We start from the raw sequence: 18,417 nt of genomic DNA on the forward strand, positions 1-18,417 counted from the left end.
TCCCGTCCGCTCACACTCCCGCTGCGAGGCCACCTTGCTACGCGCTGTCGCCCTGTCCAAGCATTACGACGCCGAGCTGCTGTTCGAGGGCGTCGATCTCACCCTGAACGCCGGTGACCGGCTCGGGCTCGTCGGGCCCAACGGCGCCGGGAAGACCACGCTGCTGCGGCTGCTGACCGGTGCGGAGAAGCCGACCGGCGGGCATGTCGCGCTCGCGCCTGGGCGCAGGATCGGGTACTTCGCTCAGCAGGTACACCATCCTGATCTTTCGGTGCTCGCGTTCCTGAGCGACGGCGAGGCCGACCGGCTCGCCCGGCGGATGCGCGCGCTCGAGGCGCGGCTGGCGGACGAGCCCGCGCTCCTCGACGAGTACGGGCGGGTCCAGGAGCGCTGGCTGGCCCTGGAAGGCTGGGCGGCGCCGCAGCGGCGGGCCGAGGTGCGGGAGCGGCTCGACATCGCGCACCTGCCCGACGACCTGCCGCTGCGCGACGTCAGCGGCGGCGAGCAGGCCCGGCTGATGCTCGCCAAGGTGCTGCTCGCGACCCCCGACGTCCTCATCCTCGACGAGCCGACGAACCATCTCGACGCCGCCGGCACCGCGTGGCTCGGCCGGTTCCTCGCGGGCTTCCGCGGCGCCGTCCTGGTCGTCACGCACGACAGGGCGTTCCTGGACCGGACGGTGACCCGGATCGTCGAGCTCGACGGGATCCACACGACGCCGCAGTGGTACGAGGGCGGCTACACCAACTACCGCGCGGAGAAGACCCGCCGCTGGCAGAAGCTCCTGCTGGACCACGAGGCCCAGGAGAAGTTCCGCCGGCGCCTGGAGGCCGACATCGCCAGCACCAAGGACCAGGCCCGTGGCGTCGAGGAGACCGTACGGTCAGGGCTCGGCTCCGACAAGATCCGCCGCTACGCGAAGAAGGTCGCCAAGAAGGCCAAGGCCCGCGAGCGCCGGCTGACCCGCCAGCTGACCTCCGCACGCTGGATCGCGGAGCCGGCCACCCGCCCGCCGCTCACCCTCGCGTTCCCGTCGGTGCCGGACGACGCGTCGGTCCTGGCCGCCCGCGGTCTCACGGTCAAGCTCGGCGCGCGGCGGGTCCTCGACGGCGTCGACCTGGACGTCCGCGGCCGCATCCTGGTCACCGGCGCCAACGGCGCGGGCAAGACGATCCTGCTGCGCGCGCTGTCCGGCCGGCTCCCCCTCGACGCGGGCACCGTCAGCACCGGCGCCGACGTCGCCGTCCTCCCCCAGACCCACGACCATCTGCGCGGCGACGACCGCACAGTGCTGAGCTTCTTCCGTTCCCGGGTCCCGGTGTACGTCGACGACGCCGAAACCCTGCTCGAGGCGCACCTGTTCGGCCCCGACGAATGGGACCGCCGCCTGCGCGACCTCAGCGCCGGTGAGCTGCGGCGCCTGCTGCTCGCCGTCATCGTGAACACCGGCGCCCAGATCCTCTTCCTCGACGAGCCCACCAACTACCTCGACTTCGAAGCCATCGACGTCGTCGAGGAGGCGCTGCGGGCGTACCACGGCACCATGGTCATGATCACGCACGACGCGTACTTCGCTCGCAACGTCGGCTTCGACCACCGCTGGGAGGTCTCCGCCGGCCACGTCACCGCCGCCTGACGGGAGATCCCGCGGTCGGGTGCGGCTGTCGCGCAGGACCATGGCGCGGATCGTCGCGTGTTCGCAGGACGGCACCCGCGACATGATCGCCACCTCAGCTTGGCGAACGCGTGCCGGCGTCGCGGACCCCGGCCGAGTGACAGCGCCGAACGATGGCGCACCGCGACCGGTTGTCCCGTCGTCCCGCACCCGCCCCGGCTGAGGTGGGGGTCGGCGAGCCCGACAGCGGCTCGGCCGGCTCGGCCGGCGGCTCGGCCGGGCGGGTGGGTCGGGCGGGTGGGTCGGGCGGTGGGTCGGGCGCCTCGCAGGACGGTTGGCTTGTTCACCGCTGCCCGCACGTCGCGTCGGCCCACGGGCGGGAGTGCGGGAGCGGCCGGTCCGCTCAGCGGGCAGGGCTGCGGGGGCGGTCGGTGGGTGGGGTGGTGAGACGGCTGGTGGGTGAGCGGCGGGCGGGGTGCAGGACGGCCGCGGCAGCGGCCACGACGAGGCAGGTGGCGAGCAGTGCGGCGAGGCGTTGGTGGGCGGCGTTCCAGTCGGGGCTCGCAACGCTGACGAACACCGCGAACCGCCGCGGCGCGAAGGCGAGAGCGGCGAAGACGGCGAGGAAGGCGGGCGCCGCGGCGGGGCTGGCGAGGCCGCGTGCGGTCAGGCGCCAGGCGAGGACGGCGGCGGCGATGGCGATGGCGGCGATGGCGGCCGCTTCGAGGGACAGGGCGCGCAGGGGCAGGCGGGCGCCGATGTCGCCCTCCGCGCCGGTGAGGGTGATGGCGAACGCGGCGGCGGACCACGCGGTCATGGCCGTGGCGGCGGTGAGGGCACGGATCGTGGGGGCGTGCCAGGCTGGGGCGGGGAGGGTCGTGGTGGTCGGTTTCGCGGGGTCGTCGAACAGGAACGCGAGGCCGACTGCGGCGCAGGCCATGCCCAGCCGGAGCAACACGGCGAGGTTGTCGGGGCTGAGTGTAACCGTCATCGCCGCGGGGACGGCGACGATGACGAGGCCGGTGGCCATCGCGCCGAGGACCGGGCCACGACCGATCGCCCGCAGTGTCGGTGGGACGAGGGCGAGACGGCTCATGTGAGGTCGCTTCCTCGACCGGCCGGAGCGAACCGGCGCGCGCCGGAGGCGGACCGGCGTGCGCCGGAGGCGGGACCGCACGCATGGACAGCAGCGTGATGCGCCGTGGGAGCAGGGCCGCGGGCTGCGGGGGGTCGGGTCAGGCGGCGCATGCGTGGCGCTCCTCGAGTGGGGGCTCCGGGGCGATGGGCACGCCCAGCAGGGCCGCGAAGCGGTCCGCCGGAGTGGCGGGGTCGGTCAGCTCCTGCCAGTGGGCGGTGAGCACGGCGCCGGTCGAGGCGGGGGGATTGCGCAGGACGGCGAGGGCGGGGGCGGCGTCGCGGTCGGGGACGGAGATGCCGGCGAAGGTGGTGGGGTCCATGAAGGAGAGGGCGCCGGAGCTCGTGTCGTCGAGGCGGCGCAGACCCTTCGCGGTGGCCGGGGTGGCCTGGCCGACCAGCCAGATGAGCAGGGCGCCGCGGGCGCCGCAGACGCCGCCCATGTCGGTGGGGAAGGCGCTGCCGGTCAGCAGGCGCAGGGCGACGGCGGCGGCGAAGGTGGCCTCGGAGGTCTCGTCGCCCCAGGAGGTGGCGACGGGGATCGCGGCGGGGGTGCCGGCGGCGGCCGCGGCGGCCGACCAGTCGGCGTTGCGGGCGGTCTCGGTGGTCAGGTCGATGGTGACGGAGCTGCCGGTCGGGTAGCCGGCGGCCCAGACGCGCTGGCGGACGGCGAGGGGTGGGCCGGAGACGGTGGGGACGGCGCGGCGGACGCCTTGCAGCACCTGCTCCCAGGCGGGAATCCAGGCGGTGAAGTCGTCGAAGGCGCAGTAGGTGACGTCGCCGCGGCGGTGGCAGGTCTGCTGGGACGCCGGGTCTTCGGTGGCGGTGACGGCGGCGCGGTGCAGGGCGTCGTCGGAGCGGAACTGGGCGGCGCCGGCGCCCGCGGTGAGCGCCACCGCGAGCACCGCGGCGGCGAGGACGGGGCGGCCGCGGGCGCCCGAGCGGGCGAGGGCGGCGACGGCGGCGAGGGCCGCGAGGCCGGCCAGGTAGGCGAGGTGGCGCAGCGACGGGCGGTCGACGAGGTCTGACGGCAGCGCGAAGGGTGGGTCGCCGAAGATCACGGGCAGGAGCAGGCGCACCGCGGCGTTGCCGTCGGCGGCGGCGACCAGGACGGTGAAGGCGGCCACGGCGAACGCGAACATCGCCAGGGGCGCGACGACGACGGACCGGATCAGGGCCGCCAGCAGGACACCGGCGGCGGCGAAGAGGATCACGAGGAGCGGGGTCGTGACGAGCTCGGCCGGGTCGGCGTGGCCGGCCGCGCCGGGCAGCAGGGAGATGACGCCGATGCGGGCCGCGACCAGCACGAGCACGCCGGCGGCATAGGGCAGCGGGGCGAGCAGGAACGCCGCGGTGCGCCACTGTGCGGGCAGGACGAGGACCGAGTAGAGCGCGTCGGTGTGGTGGCGGTGGGCGCGCAGCGCGTTGAGGTTGGCGACGACGAGGGCGCCGCCGCCGAGGACGAAGACGCCGAGCAGTTGCATGCCGACGGCCTTGTCGTGGAGCACCGGATAGCGGTCGGTGGTGCCGGTGACCGCGTCGTAGATCCACGGGGAGACGAAGAGCAGCAGGGCGGCGACCGTCAGCGGGTGCCGGGCGAAGCGGGTCGCCTCCACGCGGGCCAGGGCCGTCATGGCCCGGCGCGGCGACATCTGGGCGGGCGAAGGAGCGGCGAGCGTGGTCGTCATGACGCACCGCTGACGTCGACGAGCATGAGGTATCCGTCCTCGATGGTGGGCTGGAGCAGCTCCGCGCCGGGCGGCGGGTCGCCGACGTGGCGGTGCAGGCCGGTGCCGGTGCGCCAGGAGGCGAGGGCGCCGGGCTCGCGGGCGGCGCTGGTCCAGACCCGGCCGTCGGCGAGGGCGGCCAGGTCGGTGGGGGCGCCGGCGAAGCGGACGGTGCCCTGATCGATGACGACGACCTCCCGGCACAGGGACATGACGTCCTCGGTCTGATGGGTGGACAGCAGCACGGCGCGGTCCTCGCCGAGGTCGGCGAAGAGCTCGCGGAAGCGCATCCGCTGCTGCGGGTCGAGGCCGACGGTCGGCTCGTCGAGGACGAGCAGGTCGGGGTCGCCGACGAGGGCGGCGGCGAGGGCGACCCGCTGCCGCATGCCGCCGGACAGGGCGCGGATGCGGGTGCGGCGCTGGTCGTCGAGGCCGACGGCGGCGAGGACGCGGCGGACCTCGGCGTGCCGGTCGCCGCGGTGGGTCAGCTCCTTGAGGATCGCGACGTAGTCGACGAACTCGAAGGCGGTGAAGCCGCGGTGGAAGCCCGGGTCCTGTGGCAGATAGCCGAGGCGGCGGCGGACGGCGAGCCGCCCGGGGCCGGTGAGCGGGTCGTGGCCGAGGACGCGCAGCGAGCCGGCGTCGGGGGTGAGGGCGGTGGCGAGGATCCGCAGGAGGGTGGTCTTGCCGGCGCCGTTGGGGCCGAGGAGCCCGGTGACGCCGGGGCCGAGGGTGAGCGTGACGCCGTCGAGGGCGACCTTGCGCCCATAGCGCAGGGTCAGTCCTTCGGCGTGCACGGCGACGGTGGTGCCGGACTTGGTCGCCTCATGGCTCATCGAAGCCTCCTGGTGGTGTCGAAGGTGGCCGCCCGCCGGGCGAGGAGCACGGCGGCGACGGCGACGGCGAGGGCGGTGCCGGCCTGGCCCGCGGCGGTGAAGAGGGCGCCGGCGGCGGCACCGACGAGGGCGGTCCAGCCGACGCCGACCGCGACGGCCGCGGGGACCGTCCCGAACCGCGGGGCGAGCAGCAGTGTGAGGACGGTCAGCGCGAGCGACGGCAGGAACCAGCCGGCGGCGCCGAACTCTGCGGCGGGCAGCGTGAGGCTGGCGAGCGCGCAGAGCACGGTGTTGGCGGAGACGACGGCGGCGCAGCGCAGCAGGAGCAGCCGGAAGGACTGGAGCGGCGCGACGAGCGCCATCTCATAGGTGGGGTCGATGCCGGGCCCGAACGACACCGCCACGCCGAGCAGCGGCAGCAGCGGCGCGGCGGCGAGGAACACGATCGGATCGGCCAGCCGCGCGATCGTGGCCGTCATCGCGAGGGTCAGGGTGATCGCGACGAGCCACGACAGGCGCAGCGCCGGGGTCGCGGCGAGCAGCCTGGCGGTGTGGTCGGGCACGCGGAGCAGCAGCAGGAGCCGCTCGACCGGCCCCGGCACCGGCGCGTCCAGTGAGGCGTCGAGCCGGGCCCAGCCGTCGTCGACGGGCCCGGGGTCGGCCTGGGCGGTGAGCCGGTCGCGGCACGCCGCGCAGGCGCCGAGGTGCGACTCCACCGACCAGAGCAGCGGCCCGGCGAGCCCGCCGCCGATGTATGCGTGCAGGTCGGAATCCTGGAGATGCCAGCCGCTCATGCCAGCTCCTGCCGCAGTTGCTTACGGGCCCGCAGCGCCCGTGTCTTGACCGTGCCGGGCGGGATGCCGAGCAGGACCGCCGCCTCGGCGGTGGTGAGCCCGTCCAGGACGGTGGCCTGGATGACGGCCCGCAGCTGCGGGGAGAGGCGGGCGAGGGCGCCGGCGATGTCGCCGTGCTCGACACCGAGCAGCACCTGGTCCTCCGCCGAAGGCATGGAGGGCTCGTCGCGGCCGCGCAGCCGGGCGAGGAGGCGGCCGAGCCGGTCCCGGGCGCTGGTGCGGCGCAGCGCGTCGACGAGCCGCCGCGAGCCGATCCGCCACAGCCAGCCCGCGACGTCGCCCTCGTCGCGATACCGCGCGGCGCCCCCGTGCCACAGCTCCAGGAACGTCTCCTGGACCACGTCGTCCACGAGCGACTCGTCGGCGCAGCGATACCGCAGCCGCAATCGCAACCAGACGGCGTGCCGCCGATAGAACTCCTCGAACGCCGCCCTGTCGCCGGTGGCGGTCAGGGCGAGGAGATCAGCATCAGAACGAACCCTCACACCCCATCATCGGATCGAACCGCCCGATCGGTTCACAGCCAAAGACAAAAACTACGGAGCGGCATTGAGCAGATCCACCGCGCTGTGCTGGCAGCTGTGGTTGGTGGCGACCCGCGGCCCGGCCCAGTGGCTGCCGTATCCGTCCAGGGAGTCCCGGTCGAGAGCGAAGGCGCTGTCCGCGTTGCGCTGCAGAAAACCGGAAAACACACCGCCTGCGGCGGAGTTCAGCACGCCCAGGCCGCGTACCGCCGCCCCCTTGAACGACACCCCGTCACCGGAGCAGGTGTTGCTCTCGTTGGGCTCGCGCAGGATCCCGCCGGGCGAGAGGTAGCCGCTGGAGACCATCGCGTCGCCGATGCGCCGCGCCGTGGCCAGGGCGGCGGCGTCTCCCGTCAGCCGGTTCAGCTGCACCAGCGCGTTCATCAGCACACCCTGGTTGTACGTCCAGGTCACGGATCCGTTGTTGCGGCAGGTGCTCAGGCTGATCCCGTCGTTGACGAGGTTGGAGCCGTTGAGCATCCCGGTGCTCTGGAACCACGACCAGCCGGCCACCGCCCGCCCGCGGTACACCGTGTCGCCCGGGATCCGTGCCGACAGCGCCGCGTTCAGCTGGATGTACAGGCTGTTCTCGATCGCGTTCTTCACCAGCCGGTCCGTCTTCCACCAGACCCCGCCGCCGCACCGGGTGTCCCAGTAGGCGTACATGTGGTCGGCGCCGGCCCGCGCGGTGTTCAGGTAGCGGCCGTCCCCCGTCGCGTCGTACGCGGCGACCCAGGCGAGCGCCCACCAGCCGGTGTCGTCGAGGTACTCGTTGCGGAACTGCCCGAGCTTCGCGTTGACCTGCTTGTCGTAGGTGTTGGCGATGGCGTACCGGTAACTGCCCATCCCCGAGCGCCGGCTGTTGTCGATGACGGCGGTGAGCGCGTTCGCCGAGGTCCACCAGTCGTTGTTGCCGAACAGTCCGGTGCCGAGGTTGTACTGCATCATGAGGTTGGTGGCCGCGGCGGTCCGCCGGTCCCACGCGTTCCACGTGCTGCGGGTCCACGCGGTGCAGGTCAGCTCGGGCCGGTCGCCGGCCTTGCCGCAGGCGCGCAGCGCCCCGACCCCGTTGGCCGCCCAGTGGTCGACGTTGAACTGCGCGGTCCGTCTCCCGGTGGCCCCGGCCGGCACGGTGCCGAAGCCGATGCGGCTGTCGACCCAGGTGCGACCGCCGTCGAAGGAGCGGTCCATCCAGACCTCGTCGCCGGCCTTGCCGCCGTCGACGCTCGCCCACGCCATCGCGTCGGTGTCGTTGAGATGCATGGTGAAGCGGCGCCCGTACAGGGTGCTGCTGACCGTCTGCCGGTCGGCGGGCGCGAGCGCGGCGTCGCGGCCGTCGCAGTAGCGGTTGCACACCACGGTGGCGGCTTCGGCGGATGCGGGCGCGACCACCACGGCGGCCAGGACCAGGGCGGGGATGACGAGCAGGCGCACGGCGGCCTCCCGGGCAGCGGGGAGCAGGGCCCGGACCGCCATCCGGTTTTCATCGACGATCCCCTACCCGATCAGTTCTGTCAACTCTTGACACAACCGGATCACGCCGACAGACTCGCCACACCCGTCAATGTCTAGGAGTCCCCGCATGCGCCGGATCCTCGTGCTCGCCGCCGTGCTGGTGAGTTGCATAGCCGCGGTCGCGGCACCCGTACAGGCCGCCGTGACCACCCGGCCGATCAAGGTCATGCCGCTCGGCGACTCGATCACCTGGGGCGCCGGCAGCCCGTCCGCCTCCAGCTACCGGGCACCGCTGTACAACCGCCTCGTCGGAAACGCGGGCTACAACATCGACTTCGTCGGCTCCCAGCAGTCCGGCTCGCTGCCCGACACGGACAACGAGGGCCACTCCGGCTGGCGCATCGAGCAGATCGCCGCCGACGTCAACGGCTGGCTCGCCACCTACCAGCCCGATGTCGTCCTGCTGCACATCGGCACCAACGACATGAACCAGAACTACCAGGTGAGCACGGCGCCGCAGCGGCTCGGCTCGCTCATCGACCAGATCCTCGCGGCCCGCCCCACCGCCACCGTGCTCGTCGCGAAGATCGTGCCGGCGCTCGACGCCACGATCCAGGCCAGGATCAACGCCTTCAACGCCACGATCCCCGGTCTCGTGAGCTCCCGCGGTACCAGGGTCAAACTCGTCGACCTGTCGACACTGGCCGCGTCGGACCTCAACGACACGCTGCACCCGAACGACGCCGGCTACGCGAAGATGGCCGTGCGCTGGTACACGGCCCTGGAGCCGGTCCTCGGCGACGGGCGCGACTGGCCGCTGCTGCGGGCGCCGTTCGAGGCGAGCGACACCGCCCCGACCTGGCTGGACAGCGCCGGAGCGGCGATCGGCGTCGGCGGCTACTGCTGCGCGCTGACGGCGATGGAGTCGTCCCCGCGCGCCGAACAGGCCCGCAGCGGCAGCTCCGCGCTGATGTACTCCGGCAACGACGCCTCCGCCACCCAGTCCTACTCCTACCAGCGGATCTTCGCCACGGATCTGCCGCTCGGCGCGTCCAGCGTGCTGTCCTACTGGATCTACCCGCAGCAGGCGACCGGCACGTTCGTCGGGGTCGACCTGCAGTTCAGCGACGGCTCGGCGCTGCGTGACTCCGGCGCGGTGGACCAGTACGGCGTCCGCGCCCACCCGCAGTTCCAGGGCGAGGGCGGTCACCTGGTCGTCAACCAGTGGAACCTGGTCCGGGTCAATCTCGGCGCGCTCGCCGGCCGCACCGTCACCCGCGTCGACGTCGGCTTCGACCGCCCGACCGGCACCGGGGTCTTCCGCGGGTACGTCGACGACATCGCGATCACCGACGAGGGCGGCGCCTACCCGGGCGCGAACCTCACCCGCGGCGCGACCGTCACCGGCAGCGCACCCTGCGTCGCCGCCGAGGCCGCCGCGAAGGCCACCGACGGCGTCGTCACCGGCAACAGCAAGTGGTGCAGCGGCACCGCCGGCGCCACCCTGCAGGCCGACCTCGGCGCCGCCCGGACGGTGCGCCGGTTCGTGGTCCGGCACGCCTCATCGGGCGGCGAGGCGCAGGCGCTGAACACCCGCGCGTTCACCATCCAGGTGAGCGGCGACGGCACGACGTGGACGACCGCGGTGACCGTCACGGCCAACACCGACGGCGTCACCAGCCACCGGATCACCCCGGTGACCGCCCGCTACGTGCGCCTCGTCGTCACCACCCCGACGCAGACGACCGACCCCGCCACCCGGATCTACGAGCTGGAGGTCGAGGGCGCCTAGCCGGCGTCGTCGACGAAGGAGGGTCCGAGCCGGTCGGCGAGCACCCGGGGGTCCAGGGCGACCCACCGGGTGCCGCCGACCGAGCGCAGGTAGGCGACCCCGGGCTCGCCGGCTATGACGTCCACCCGCTCGCCGATGAACCGCAGCCGCACCTGGTCGGCGACGACCCCGGACTCGTCCTCCAGGCTGGATCCGTGGACCGTCAGCAGGACCAGCAGCCCGCCGTCATCCTCGCGCCAGGCCCGCAGCCGGCCGGCGCGGCGCAGCTCGCCGCAGCCCGCCACATGGACCGTGTAGGCGAAGTCACGCTCGTCACACACCATCTCCGCACTCACGCGCATCGATGTTACCTGTTCAGCGCATCCCCCGGTACACGCCGCGCAGCCGGTCGAGGCGCTGGCGCTGCTCGTACGTGGCGCCGAGGGTGATCAGGAGCAGGCCGGTGCCGCCGAAGAGGAGCAGGAGCATCCAGACGGGCAGGCCGATGCGCAGCAGCTCGTTGACGGTGGCGATGACCGTCACCGCGGAGCCGACCGCGACCGGCGCCTTCTGCTGGCGGGCCGCGCCGATCGCGACGGTGATGACCCCGCCGAGGATCAGCAGGACCCGGCGCAGCTGCGGGGAGTCCTCGTTGGCGATCGCCAGGGCGAGGCTCGGCGCGAAGCCCGCGACGAGCGCCGGGCCGTAGGCGAGCCAGCTGCCCAGCTCCGGCCGGCGGCGGATCTCCAGCAGGCCGGTGATGAGCGCGAGCACCGCGAACGGCAGCGTGTACGCCTCGATCACGGCCACCTTGACCGTGATGAGCAGCAGCCAGATCGCGATCAGCTCGGCGACGGACGCGGCGATGATGAGGATCACCCGCTGCTGCCCGCTGCGGCCCTTCCGGGCGGCGGACAGGCCGAGGACCGCGCCGAGTGCGGTGAGTGCCGCCGCGGTGTGCGCGGCGGAGCCGAGGGTGAGCAGCACCGCGACGACCGCGCCGGCGTAGCCCGCGGCCTCGACGGTCATCGCCTCCCGGTTGATGCTGTTGCTGGGCCGCAGCCGGGGCAGCGCCGCGCCGAGCACCAGCAGCAGCGTCGCGACGATCAGCAGCGGGAACGCGCACTGGCGCAGCGGCAGGCCGGCGGCGAGCCCGGCGGCGAGGGCGAAGCCCTGCGCGGTCGAGGCGGCGACGTGCCAGCCGAGCATGCGCCCGTTCGGGGTGCGGCCCCAGATGCCGGCGACCGCGCCGACGACGATCGAGCCGCCGAGCCAGGTCAGGGTCTGCTGCTTGGTGGCGAGGCTGCCCGCGCCGCCGGCCCCGGCGGCGAGGACGGCGATGACGAAGACGAGCCGCCGGGCGCTGATCAGCATCCGGCCGTCGGAGCTGTCGGCCTCCGGCGGGACGGTCAGCGCCAGCCCGAGCCCGGCGATCGTGGCGACCAGCAGCGCCGCCGTCGGCTGCCACGGCCACGGCGCGTGCAGCGCGGCCGGAGCGATGAGCATCGTCAGCGCGGCGCTGGGCACGACGATCGCGACCGCGCGACCGGCCACCGCCTGCCCCGAGCCGCCGAGGCCGACGGCCATCAGCGCGCCGGCGATCGTCAGCAGCGTCGCGGCGAGCACGTGGGTGCCGCTGCCCGCGAAACGGGCCAGGTCACCGAGGTCCGACGCGGTCTGCGCGGTGCCCGTCCACGGTTGCTGGATCCACTTGTACGGTCCCACGAGCGCGGCGTAGACGGGTGGCGCGACGAACACGACGACGATGAGCGCCGGCAGGCCCGCCGCCGCCGCCACCCCGAGGGTGTAGCCGCGGGGTGCCCTGACCTGCCGCCAGCGGCCGGCGGACGGCCCGGTGTTGTCGGGGCGGAACCCGGCCGCCGGGACCCACTCGACGTTGCGCTGCCAGGTGGCCCGCAACAGCTCGGCGAGGACCCCGAGCAGCGCCGCGGCGGCGGCGTGGACGACCGCGCCGTCCCGCTCCACGATCAGGGCCGCGACGGCGGTGGTGGTCGCGCCGCCCGCGACGCCGACGGTCACGTACGGCAGGTACCCGGGGAACTGTTGGGCGCCGGTCGCGGCGGCGGCGAGCCCGGCGGCGCTGGTCGCGAGGGCGGCGATGAGGACGGTGCTGACGCGGTCCGGGTGCAGCCCGCCCGCGGCGGCCGCGGCGGCGCCCGCGAAGGCGAACAGCGCGGCGGCGACCCCGCACCCGCCGACGAACGTGAGCGGCCCGTCGAGCGGGTTGCCGCGGCGGGCTGCGGTGGAGTACGCGAACCCGGCGATGAAGACGCCGCTGATCGCGAGCGCGACGAGGGTGCCGGCGGTCGCGCCGGGCCGCACGAGGCTCGCGCTCGCGGCGAACATGCCGGCGATCAGGGCGGCGCCGAGCCGGGTGTAGGCGGCGCGCCAGCTCTTCGCGGTCGCGGCCCAGGCGGCGATCCCGGTCGCGGCGATCCAGCCGACGACCATCGGCGCCTGCCAGCCGAGGCCGAGCCCGACGGGGGCGCCGATGGCGGCGAGGGCGGCCGCCGCGGAGGCGGTGTCGTCGCCGAACGGCTGCGGCAGCGCGATCGCGGCGGCCCCGGCGAGCAGCAGTAGGGCGATCGGCACCTGCCAGCCGTACGTCGCCAGCTGCTGGGCGTTGGCGAGCCAGCGGTCGTCGAGGACGGCCCGCCACGGCGGGTCGGCGGCGCGGATCACCCCGACGGCACCGATGACGGACATGGTGCCGGCGTACAGCCCGGTGCACACGCCGACGGTGGCGGCGCCGGCGACCGGGCCGCGGCGCCACTCGTCGGGCAGGGTCCGGGCGGCGACCGCGACCGCGAACACCAGCAGCGCGAGCGTCACGACCTCGATGCCGTCGGACGCGAGGGACACGGCCCTGGCCACGGCGCCGATCCCGGCGATCGTCACGGCGGCGGCCGCGGCGTCGGCGCCGGTGAACTCAATGCCGAACGTCTGCCGGTCGTCCATCCGCGGCGCCAGCCACAGCATCGCCGCGGCGATCACCATGAGCAGGCCGATGACCAGGTCGATCGTGGTGGCGCCGCCCGCGCGCAGCACGGCGATGCCGACCGCGACGGCACCGGCGGTCGCGCCGATCAGCAGCGGCGGGCTCTGCGTGCCCCGGGCGACCTGCGTGATCGCCGCGTACCCCAGCGTCACGGCGAGCGCGAGGAAGCTCATGACCAGCACGACGGTCGCGCCGCCGGGCAGGCCGCCGAAGAGGATCGCGGCACCGGACGCGGCGGCGCCCGGCAGGGCGAAGAGGGCACCGCCGGCGCCGGCGTCGGACACCCGGCGGGTGACGTACTCCCCCTCCGCGTCGGTGCGGTGCGGCCTGGGCAGCAGCGCGATGGCGGCGCCGGCGACCGCGATGACCAGCAGCGTCAGCGCGGTCGCCGACGGCCGGGCGAGGCTGGCGGCGGCCGCGTAGAGGCCGAGGATCAAGGCGGCGCCGAGGCACACCCAGGCGGTGTGGGCCTGGCGGACCCGCATGGCGAGGGCGCCCGCGATGACCGCGCCGGACACCGCGAGGGCCGGGATCGCCAGCCAGGTCAGGCCGAACGCGGCGGGCGCGATGAGCAGCGTCAGGGCGGCGCCGATGACGGCGACGTCGGGACGGAAGCGCTCCGGCGGCGGGACGGTGACGAACGCGCCGTCCCGGGCCTCGCGCGGCCGGTCCACATCGGCGACGGGCCGGGGGGTGGGCGGGGACTCCGGCCGGGGGTCGTCCCAGACGCCGGTGGGCGGCCCGCTCTGCGCACCGCCCAGCGGTCCGGGCCACAGTCCGGGCGGCGGGCCCGCCGGCGGGCGGACCTCGGCGGGCCGCCGGCCGAACATCCCGCCGAGCCGCGCACCCGGCCAGGACGCGCCGCCGAGCGGCACGTCGACGGGCTCGGTGCGGCCGCTGAGCATGAGGACACCGGCGGCGGTCAGCAGCAGGACCGCCAGCACGGACTGCCAGCCGTTGGCGCCGACGGCGGCGTCGACGTCCGCGCGGTACGCCGCGAGGTCCGCCTCCCACACCGGCCACGCCGCCTCCAGCGGCGCGGCGAGCGCGGGCAGGACGGTGACGACGAGCAGCAGCGTGGTGGCGGCGACCGCGACGGAGACGGCGTAGCGGGGGCCGCGGCGGGCGTCGCCCGGCAGGAACGGCACGCCGGCCGCGGCGAGCGCCACGGCGAGGGCGAGAAAGAGCAGCGTGGAGCCGGGGAACGCGACGGCGCCGACCCGCGCGACCGCGGCGATGACGGCGACCGTGGCGATCCCGGCCGCGATGTCGGGCAGGGCGCCGCGCCGCCAGGACAGGGCCCCGGCGACGCCGATGGCGGCGGCGACGAGCGTGACCGCGGCGGCGCGGACGGTCTCGCCGAGGGCCTCGGTGGTGGCGAGCGCGGCGGCGGCGCACAGCAGCGCCACGACGAAGGTGATCGCGAACAGCAGCCAGGCAGCGTCCCGCATCAGCGCGTCGGCGAAGCGGTCGGTCTGCACGGTGTGCGGCTCGTGCTGCGGCGGATCCGGCTGTACAGCGGGATCCGCCGCACGCTGCTCGACGCGGCGGCGCACGGACTGGCCGAGGGCGACGCCGAAACCGAGGTTGATCAACGCCACGCCGGACAGCGCCAGGGACCACCCGGCGGGCCCGCGGATCGTGTCGAAGGCGAGCAGCGGCAGGACCGGCTGCAGCGCGAGGAGGGTGGCGTACCGCGACGCGATGAGGTGGCTCTGCATGCTGTACACGGCGGCGATGCCGGCGGTCGCGGCGCAGACGACGCCCATGTACAGGCTGATCTCGAGCCGGTCGACGCCGAGCAGCCCCTCGGAGCGCAGCACGTAGCCGTCGAGCAGGACGAGCAGCAGCGCGACCGACGCGACGGTCTCTGCGGTGGCGGTGAGCCCGCGGCGGACCAGCATCAGCGGCAGCGCGAGCGCGCCGGCGGTGATCAGCGCGAGGAGGACCACCCGGCCGACGGTGCCGATGGTGCCGAACGCGTCGGTGGTGAGGACGATCGCGGCGCCGGCGAGGAGCAGGCCGCCGAGCGCCAGGACCGAGGCCTGCATGCTGGAGGTGGTCGCCTCCGGCTCGTCGGCCTGGGGGCTCGGGCCGGTGCCGCCCGGTGGCCGGCGCATCTGCGGCAGGGCCGCGATCCTGGGGCGCTCCGGCGCCCGCGTCCCCCCTGCCTGGGGCATCGCATGGGGCACGGTCTGGGGCGCGCGCGGCGAATACACCTCCGGCTCCGGCGCCGCCGGGCGCTGCGGGGCCTGCCGGGCGACCGGCGGGGTGCTCTCGACCTTCGGCCCGCGCCCGAGCCGGGGCCGCCGGGCGCGGCCGGCCTGCTGCTCGTGGTCGACCGCCTGGCGGACCTTGCGGCGCAGCGAGTCGCGCTGCGCGGAGGCGTGCGCGAGCTGCCGGCGCAGCTTCTGGTTGTCGTCGGTCAGGTCGCGTTTCTTCTGTTCCAGCGCCGCGACGGTGCGCTGGAACAGGGCGAGCGCGGCGGCGTCGGGATCGTGCGGGCGGCCGCAATCGCGGCATCCGGTGGCCTCACTGGCCGGGCCACCGCACGCCGGGCACGGATACGTCTCCACGCGACTCCTCCCCCCGGGCCGCAGCCGGGGGTGACCGCGCGTGCGGCCACCCCCGGCTGTTCACGCCCTACTGGGAAGAATGCCTTGTTTCGACGTGTCGCGAAAGCGATGCGCCCGTTCGGGAGATTCCGGCGTTTAAGCGACGGTCGGCTTGCCCATGCCCCGGTACTCCCAGCCCGCCGCGACCCAGACGTTCTGGTCGAGACAGTTTCGCCCGTCGATGACCCGGCGGGCCGCGACGAGCTCGTTGAGCGAGTTGGGGTCGGTGTTGCGGAACTCTTCCCACTCCGTCAGCACACAGACCAGGTCGGCGCCGGTCACGGCGTCGGTGAGGGTCTTGGCGTAGGTCACGTCGTCGACGTCGTTACGGGCGTTGTCCATGCCCTCCGGGTCGTACACGGTGACGTCGGCGCCGGAGCGGGACAGCTTGCGCACCACCGACAGCGCCGGCGAGTCGCGCACGTCGTCGGAGTTGGGCTTGAAGGTGGCGCCGAGGACGGTGATCCGGGTGCCGGCCAGGTCCGGGCCGGCCGGGCCGTAGCCGCGGCCGAGCAGCTCGGCGGACAGCTGGACGATCTTCTGCCGGCGGCGCTGGTTGATCAGGTCGACCTCGTGCAGGAACCGCAGCGCCTCGCCGACGCCGAGCTCCTGGGCGCGGGCCTGGAACGCGCGGATGTCCTTGGGCAGGCAGCCGCCGCCGAAGCCGACGCCGGCGCGCAGGAACTTGTTGCCGATGCGGGCGTCATAGCCGATCGAGCGGGCGAGCTGCGTCACGTCGGCGCCGGCCGCCTCGCAGACCTCGGCCATCGCGTTGATGAACGAGATCTTGGTGGCGAGGAACGCGTTGGCGGCGACCTTGACCAGCTCGGCGGTCGCGAAGTCGGTGACCACGACCGGGACCTCGCGGTCCTCGGTGAGCGCCAGGTCGAACACGCCCTTGTGGGCGGCGTAGAGCATGCCGGTCGCCCACTCGCTCTTCACGCCGAAGATGATCCGGTTGGGCCGCAGCACGTCCTCGACGGCGACGCCCTCCTGCAGGAACTCGGGGCTCCAAGCGACCTCGACGCCCAGCTCGGCCGGGGTGTGGCGGCGCACGAGCTGCTCGATCCACTCGGCGGTGCCGACCGGGACGGTCGACTTGCCGGCGATCAGCGCCTTGCGCTTGAGCAGCGGCGCGAGATTGGTCACAGCGCTCTCGACGTGGGAGAGGTCGGCGGCCATGCCGTCGGGGCGCTGCGGGGTGCCGACGCAGATGAAGTGCACGTCGCCGAACTCGGCGACCTCCTCCCAGGAGGTCGTGAAGCGCAGCCGGCCGGCCGACAGGTTCTTGCGGAGCAGCTCGTCGAGGCCGGGCTCGTGGATCGGCACGTCGCCGCCGGCCAGCTTGGCGATCTTCGCCTCGTCGACGTCGAAGCCGAGCACCTCGTAGCCCAGTTCGGCGAAGCAGATGGCGTAGGTCGCGCCAAGATAGCCGGTGCCGAGGAATGTCAGCCGCGGGCGTGGTGCGCCAGAGGGCGCGGCTACTACGGGTGGGGTGCTCGGGTACGCGATGGTCACGCCTGTGTCTCCGCTCTTTCCCGTTTCCATAAACACCCGCATAGCGGACATTTGTGGCGTATAGGGCTGGGTGTTGCCGACGTTGCTCCGGCGAGAGTAGTCCCTCACCGGCGACCGCGCCTTCGGCTCCTTGGTTACTCATCGGTATGCTCACTCCCTGAACGACGGTTCAGGGATTTCTTCGAGGGGGCGGCGTGTTCGAGGTCTACCAACTGCCTGAGGAGCACCTCGCGATCCGCGAGGCGGTGCGCGCTGTCTGTGACGGCAAGGTCGCGCCGAACGCCGCCGCGGCCGACGAGCTGGGCGAGTTCCCGCAGGCTTCCTACGACGCGCTGCGTGCCGCCGACTTCCACGCCCCGCACATCCCCGAGGAATACGGCGGCGCCGGCGCGGACGCCCTCGCGACCGCCATCGTCATCGAGGAGGTCGCCCGCGCCTGCGCGTCCTCGTCGCTGATCCCCGCCGTCAACAAGCTCGGCACCATGCCGCTGCTGCTGTCCGGCTCGGCCGCCATCAAGCAGCGCTACCTCCCGGCGGTCGCCTCCGGCGACGCCATGTTCTCCTACTGCCTGTCCGAGCCCGACGCGGGCAGCGACGCCGCCGGCATGAAGACCCGCGCCGTCCTCGACGGCGACACCTGGGTGCTCAACGGCGTCAAGCGCTGGATCACCAACGCCGGCGTCAGCGAGTACTACACCGTGTTCGCCGTCACCGACCCGGCCGCCCGCTCCCGCGGCATCTCCGCCTTCGTGGTCGAGAAGTCCGACGCCGGCGTCAGCTTCGGCGCGCCGGAGAAGAAGCTCGGCATCAAGGGCTCCCCGACCCGCGAGGTGTATCTCGACAACGTCCGCATCCCCGCGGACCGCATCATCGGCGAGCCGGGCACCGGCTTCGGCACCGCCATGAAGACCCTGGACCACACCCGGGTCACGATCGCCGCCCAGGCCCTCGGCATCGCCCAGGGCGCGCTGGACTTCGCCCTCGGCTACGTCCAGGAGCGCAAGCAGTTCGGCAAGGCCATCGCCGACTTCCAGGGCATCCAGTTCATGCTCGCCGACATGGGCATGAAGCTCGAGGCCGCCCGCCAGCTCACCTACGCCGCCGCCGGCAAGTCCGAGCGCGGCGACAAGGACCTCACCTACTTCGGCGCGGCCGCGAAGTGCTTCGCCTCCGACGCCGCGATGCAGATCACCACCGACGCCGTCCAGCTCCTCGGCGGCTACGGCTACACCAAGGACTTCCCCCTCGAACGCATGATGCGCGACGCGAAAATCACCCAGATCTACGAGGGCACCAACCAGGTCCAGCGCATCGTCATGGCCCGCCAGCTCCTCAACGGCTGAAACGGC

12 protein-coding genes are annotated in these 18,417 nt (G+C 74.0%); 3 read left to right on the forward strand and 9 right to left on the reverse strand.

Annotation, left to right across the window (positions count from 1 at the left end; genetic code table 11):
• The first annotated feature begins 34 nt into the window (after positions 1-34).
• Positions 35-1,636 carry an ABC-F family ATP-binding cassette domain-containing protein gene (locus ACZ6TV_RS11445; protein WP_465297065.1) on the forward strand — a complete coding sequence of 534 codons (1,602 nt, stop codon included), beginning with the start codon at positions 35-37 and terminating at the stop codon, positions 1,634-1,636.
• Between the two features lie 382 nt (positions 1,637-2,018).
• Here the strand turns inward: ACZ6TV_RS11445 and ACZ6TV_RS11450 are convergent, their stop codons facing one another.
• The 6 genes from ACZ6TV_RS11450 to ACZ6TV_RS11475 form a co-directional block, all read right to left on the reverse strand.
• Positions 2,019-2,711, reverse strand: coding sequence for a hypothetical protein (locus tag ACZ6TV_RS11450; protein WP_465297066.1), 693 nt, complete (start codon positions 2,709-2,711; stop codon positions 2,019-2,021).
• Positions 2,712-2,850: 139 nt separating this feature from the next.
• Positions 2,851-4,437 (reverse strand): hypothetical protein, encoded by a 1,587-nt coding sequence (locus tag ACZ6TV_RS11455; protein WP_465297067.1) that lies wholly within the window; start codon positions 4,435-4,437, stop codon positions 2,851-2,853.
• Entirely contained in the window at positions 4,434-5,312 is an 879-nt protein-coding gene (locus ACZ6TV_RS11460; RefSeq protein WP_465297068.1) for an ABC transporter ATP-binding protein, read from the reverse strand. The genes ACZ6TV_RS11455 and ACZ6TV_RS11460 overlap by 4 nt, the downstream gene beginning before the upstream one ends.
• Positions 5,309-6,106, reverse strand: a complete 798-nt coding sequence (locus ACZ6TV_RS11465; RefSeq protein WP_465297069.1) for a zf-HC2 domain-containing protein — start codon at positions 6,104-6,106, stop codon at positions 5,309-5,311. The genes ACZ6TV_RS11460 and ACZ6TV_RS11465 overlap by 4 nt, the downstream gene beginning before the upstream one ends.
• Positions 6,103-6,651, reverse strand: coding sequence for an RNA polymerase sigma factor (locus ACZ6TV_RS11470; RefSeq protein WP_465297070.1), 549 nt, complete (start codon positions 6,649-6,651; stop codon positions 6,103-6,105). Before ACZ6TV_RS11470 ends, ACZ6TV_RS11465 begins: the two co-directional genes overlap by 4 nt.
• A gap of 51 nt (positions 6,652-6,702) precedes the next feature.
• The gene (locus ACZ6TV_RS11475; protein ID WP_465297071.1) at positions 6,703-8,166 is read right to left on the reverse strand and encodes a glycoside hydrolase family 76 protein; all 1,464 of its coding nucleotides are present in this window, start codon (positions 8,164-8,166) and stop codon (positions 6,703-6,705) included.
• Positions 8,167-8,272: 106 nt separating this feature from the next.
• On the opposite strand from ACZ6TV_RS11475, the gene ACZ6TV_RS11480 reads away from it, so the two are divergent.
• Entirely contained in the window at positions 8,273-9,937 is a 1,665-nt protein-coding gene (locus ACZ6TV_RS11480; protein ID WP_465297072.1) for a GDSL-type esterase/lipase family protein, read from the forward strand.
• Here the strand turns inward: ACZ6TV_RS11480 and ACZ6TV_RS11485 are convergent.
• The 3 genes from ACZ6TV_RS11485 to ACZ6TV_RS11495 all read right to left on the reverse strand — a co-directional run bounded on the left by ACZ6TV_RS11485 (position 9,934) and on the right by ACZ6TV_RS11495 (position 17,068).
• Positions 9,934-10,272 carry a hypothetical protein gene (locus tag ACZ6TV_RS11485; RefSeq protein ID WP_465297073.1) on the reverse strand — a complete coding sequence of 113 codons (339 nt, stop codon included), beginning with the start codon at positions 10,270-10,272 and terminating at the stop codon, positions 9,934-9,936. The two genes, ACZ6TV_RS11480 and ACZ6TV_RS11485, sit on opposite strands and share 4 nt — an antisense overlap.
• A 19-nt stretch (positions 10,273-10,291) precedes the next feature.
• Positions 10,292-15,511 (reverse strand): SCO7613 C-terminal domain-containing membrane protein, encoded by a 5,220-nt coding sequence (locus ACZ6TV_RS11490; protein ID WP_465297074.1) that lies wholly within the window; start codon positions 15,509-15,511, stop codon positions 10,292-10,294.
• A gap of 135 nt (positions 15,512-15,646) precedes the next feature.
• Positions 15,647-17,068 (reverse strand): UDP-glucose dehydrogenase family protein, encoded by a 1,422-nt coding sequence (locus tag ACZ6TV_RS11495; RefSeq protein WP_465297075.1) that lies wholly within the window; start codon positions 17,066-17,068, stop codon positions 15,647-15,649.
• A 194-nt stretch (positions 17,069-17,262) separates the two neighbouring features.
• On the opposite strand from ACZ6TV_RS11495, the gene ACZ6TV_RS11500 reads away from it, so the two are divergent.
• Positions 17,263-18,411 carry an acyl-CoA dehydrogenase family protein gene (locus ACZ6TV_RS11500; RefSeq protein ID WP_465297076.1) on the forward strand — a complete coding sequence of 383 codons (1,149 nt, stop codon included), beginning with the start codon at positions 17,263-17,265 and terminating at the stop codon, positions 18,409-18,411.
• The last annotated feature ends 6 nt before the right edge of the window (positions 18,412-18,417 follow it).

This window comes from Dactylosporangium sp. NPDC051087 (genome assembly GCF_055586325.1).

Excerpts from the sequence above, each read along its gene's own strand:
- ACZ6TV_RS11455 (WP_465297067.1), bottom strand. The coding sequence starts at position 4,437 with ATGACGACCACGCTCGCCGCTCCTTCGCCCGCCCAGATGTCGCCGCGC.
- ACZ6TV_RS11465 (WP_465297069.1), bottom strand. The coding sequence starts at position 6,106 with ATGAGCGGCTGGCATCTCCAGGATTCCGACCTGCACGCATACATCGGC.
- ACZ6TV_RS11475 (WP_465297071.1), bottom strand. The coding sequence starts at position 8,166 with ATGGCGGTCCGGGCCCTGCTCCCCGCTGCCCGGGAGGCCGCCGTGCGC.
- ACZ6TV_RS11480 (WP_465297072.1), top strand. The coding sequence starts at position 8,273 with ATGCGCCGGATCCTCGTGCTCGCCGCCGTGCTGGTGAGTTGCATAGCC.
- ACZ6TV_RS11460 (WP_465297068.1), bottom strand. The coding sequence starts at position 5,312 with ATGAGCCATGAGGCGACCAAGTCCGGCACCACCGTCGCCGTGCACGCC.
- ACZ6TV_RS11450 (WP_465297066.1), bottom strand. The coding sequence starts at position 2,711 with ATGAGCCGTCTCGCCCTCGTCCCACCGACACTGCGGGCGATCGGTCGT.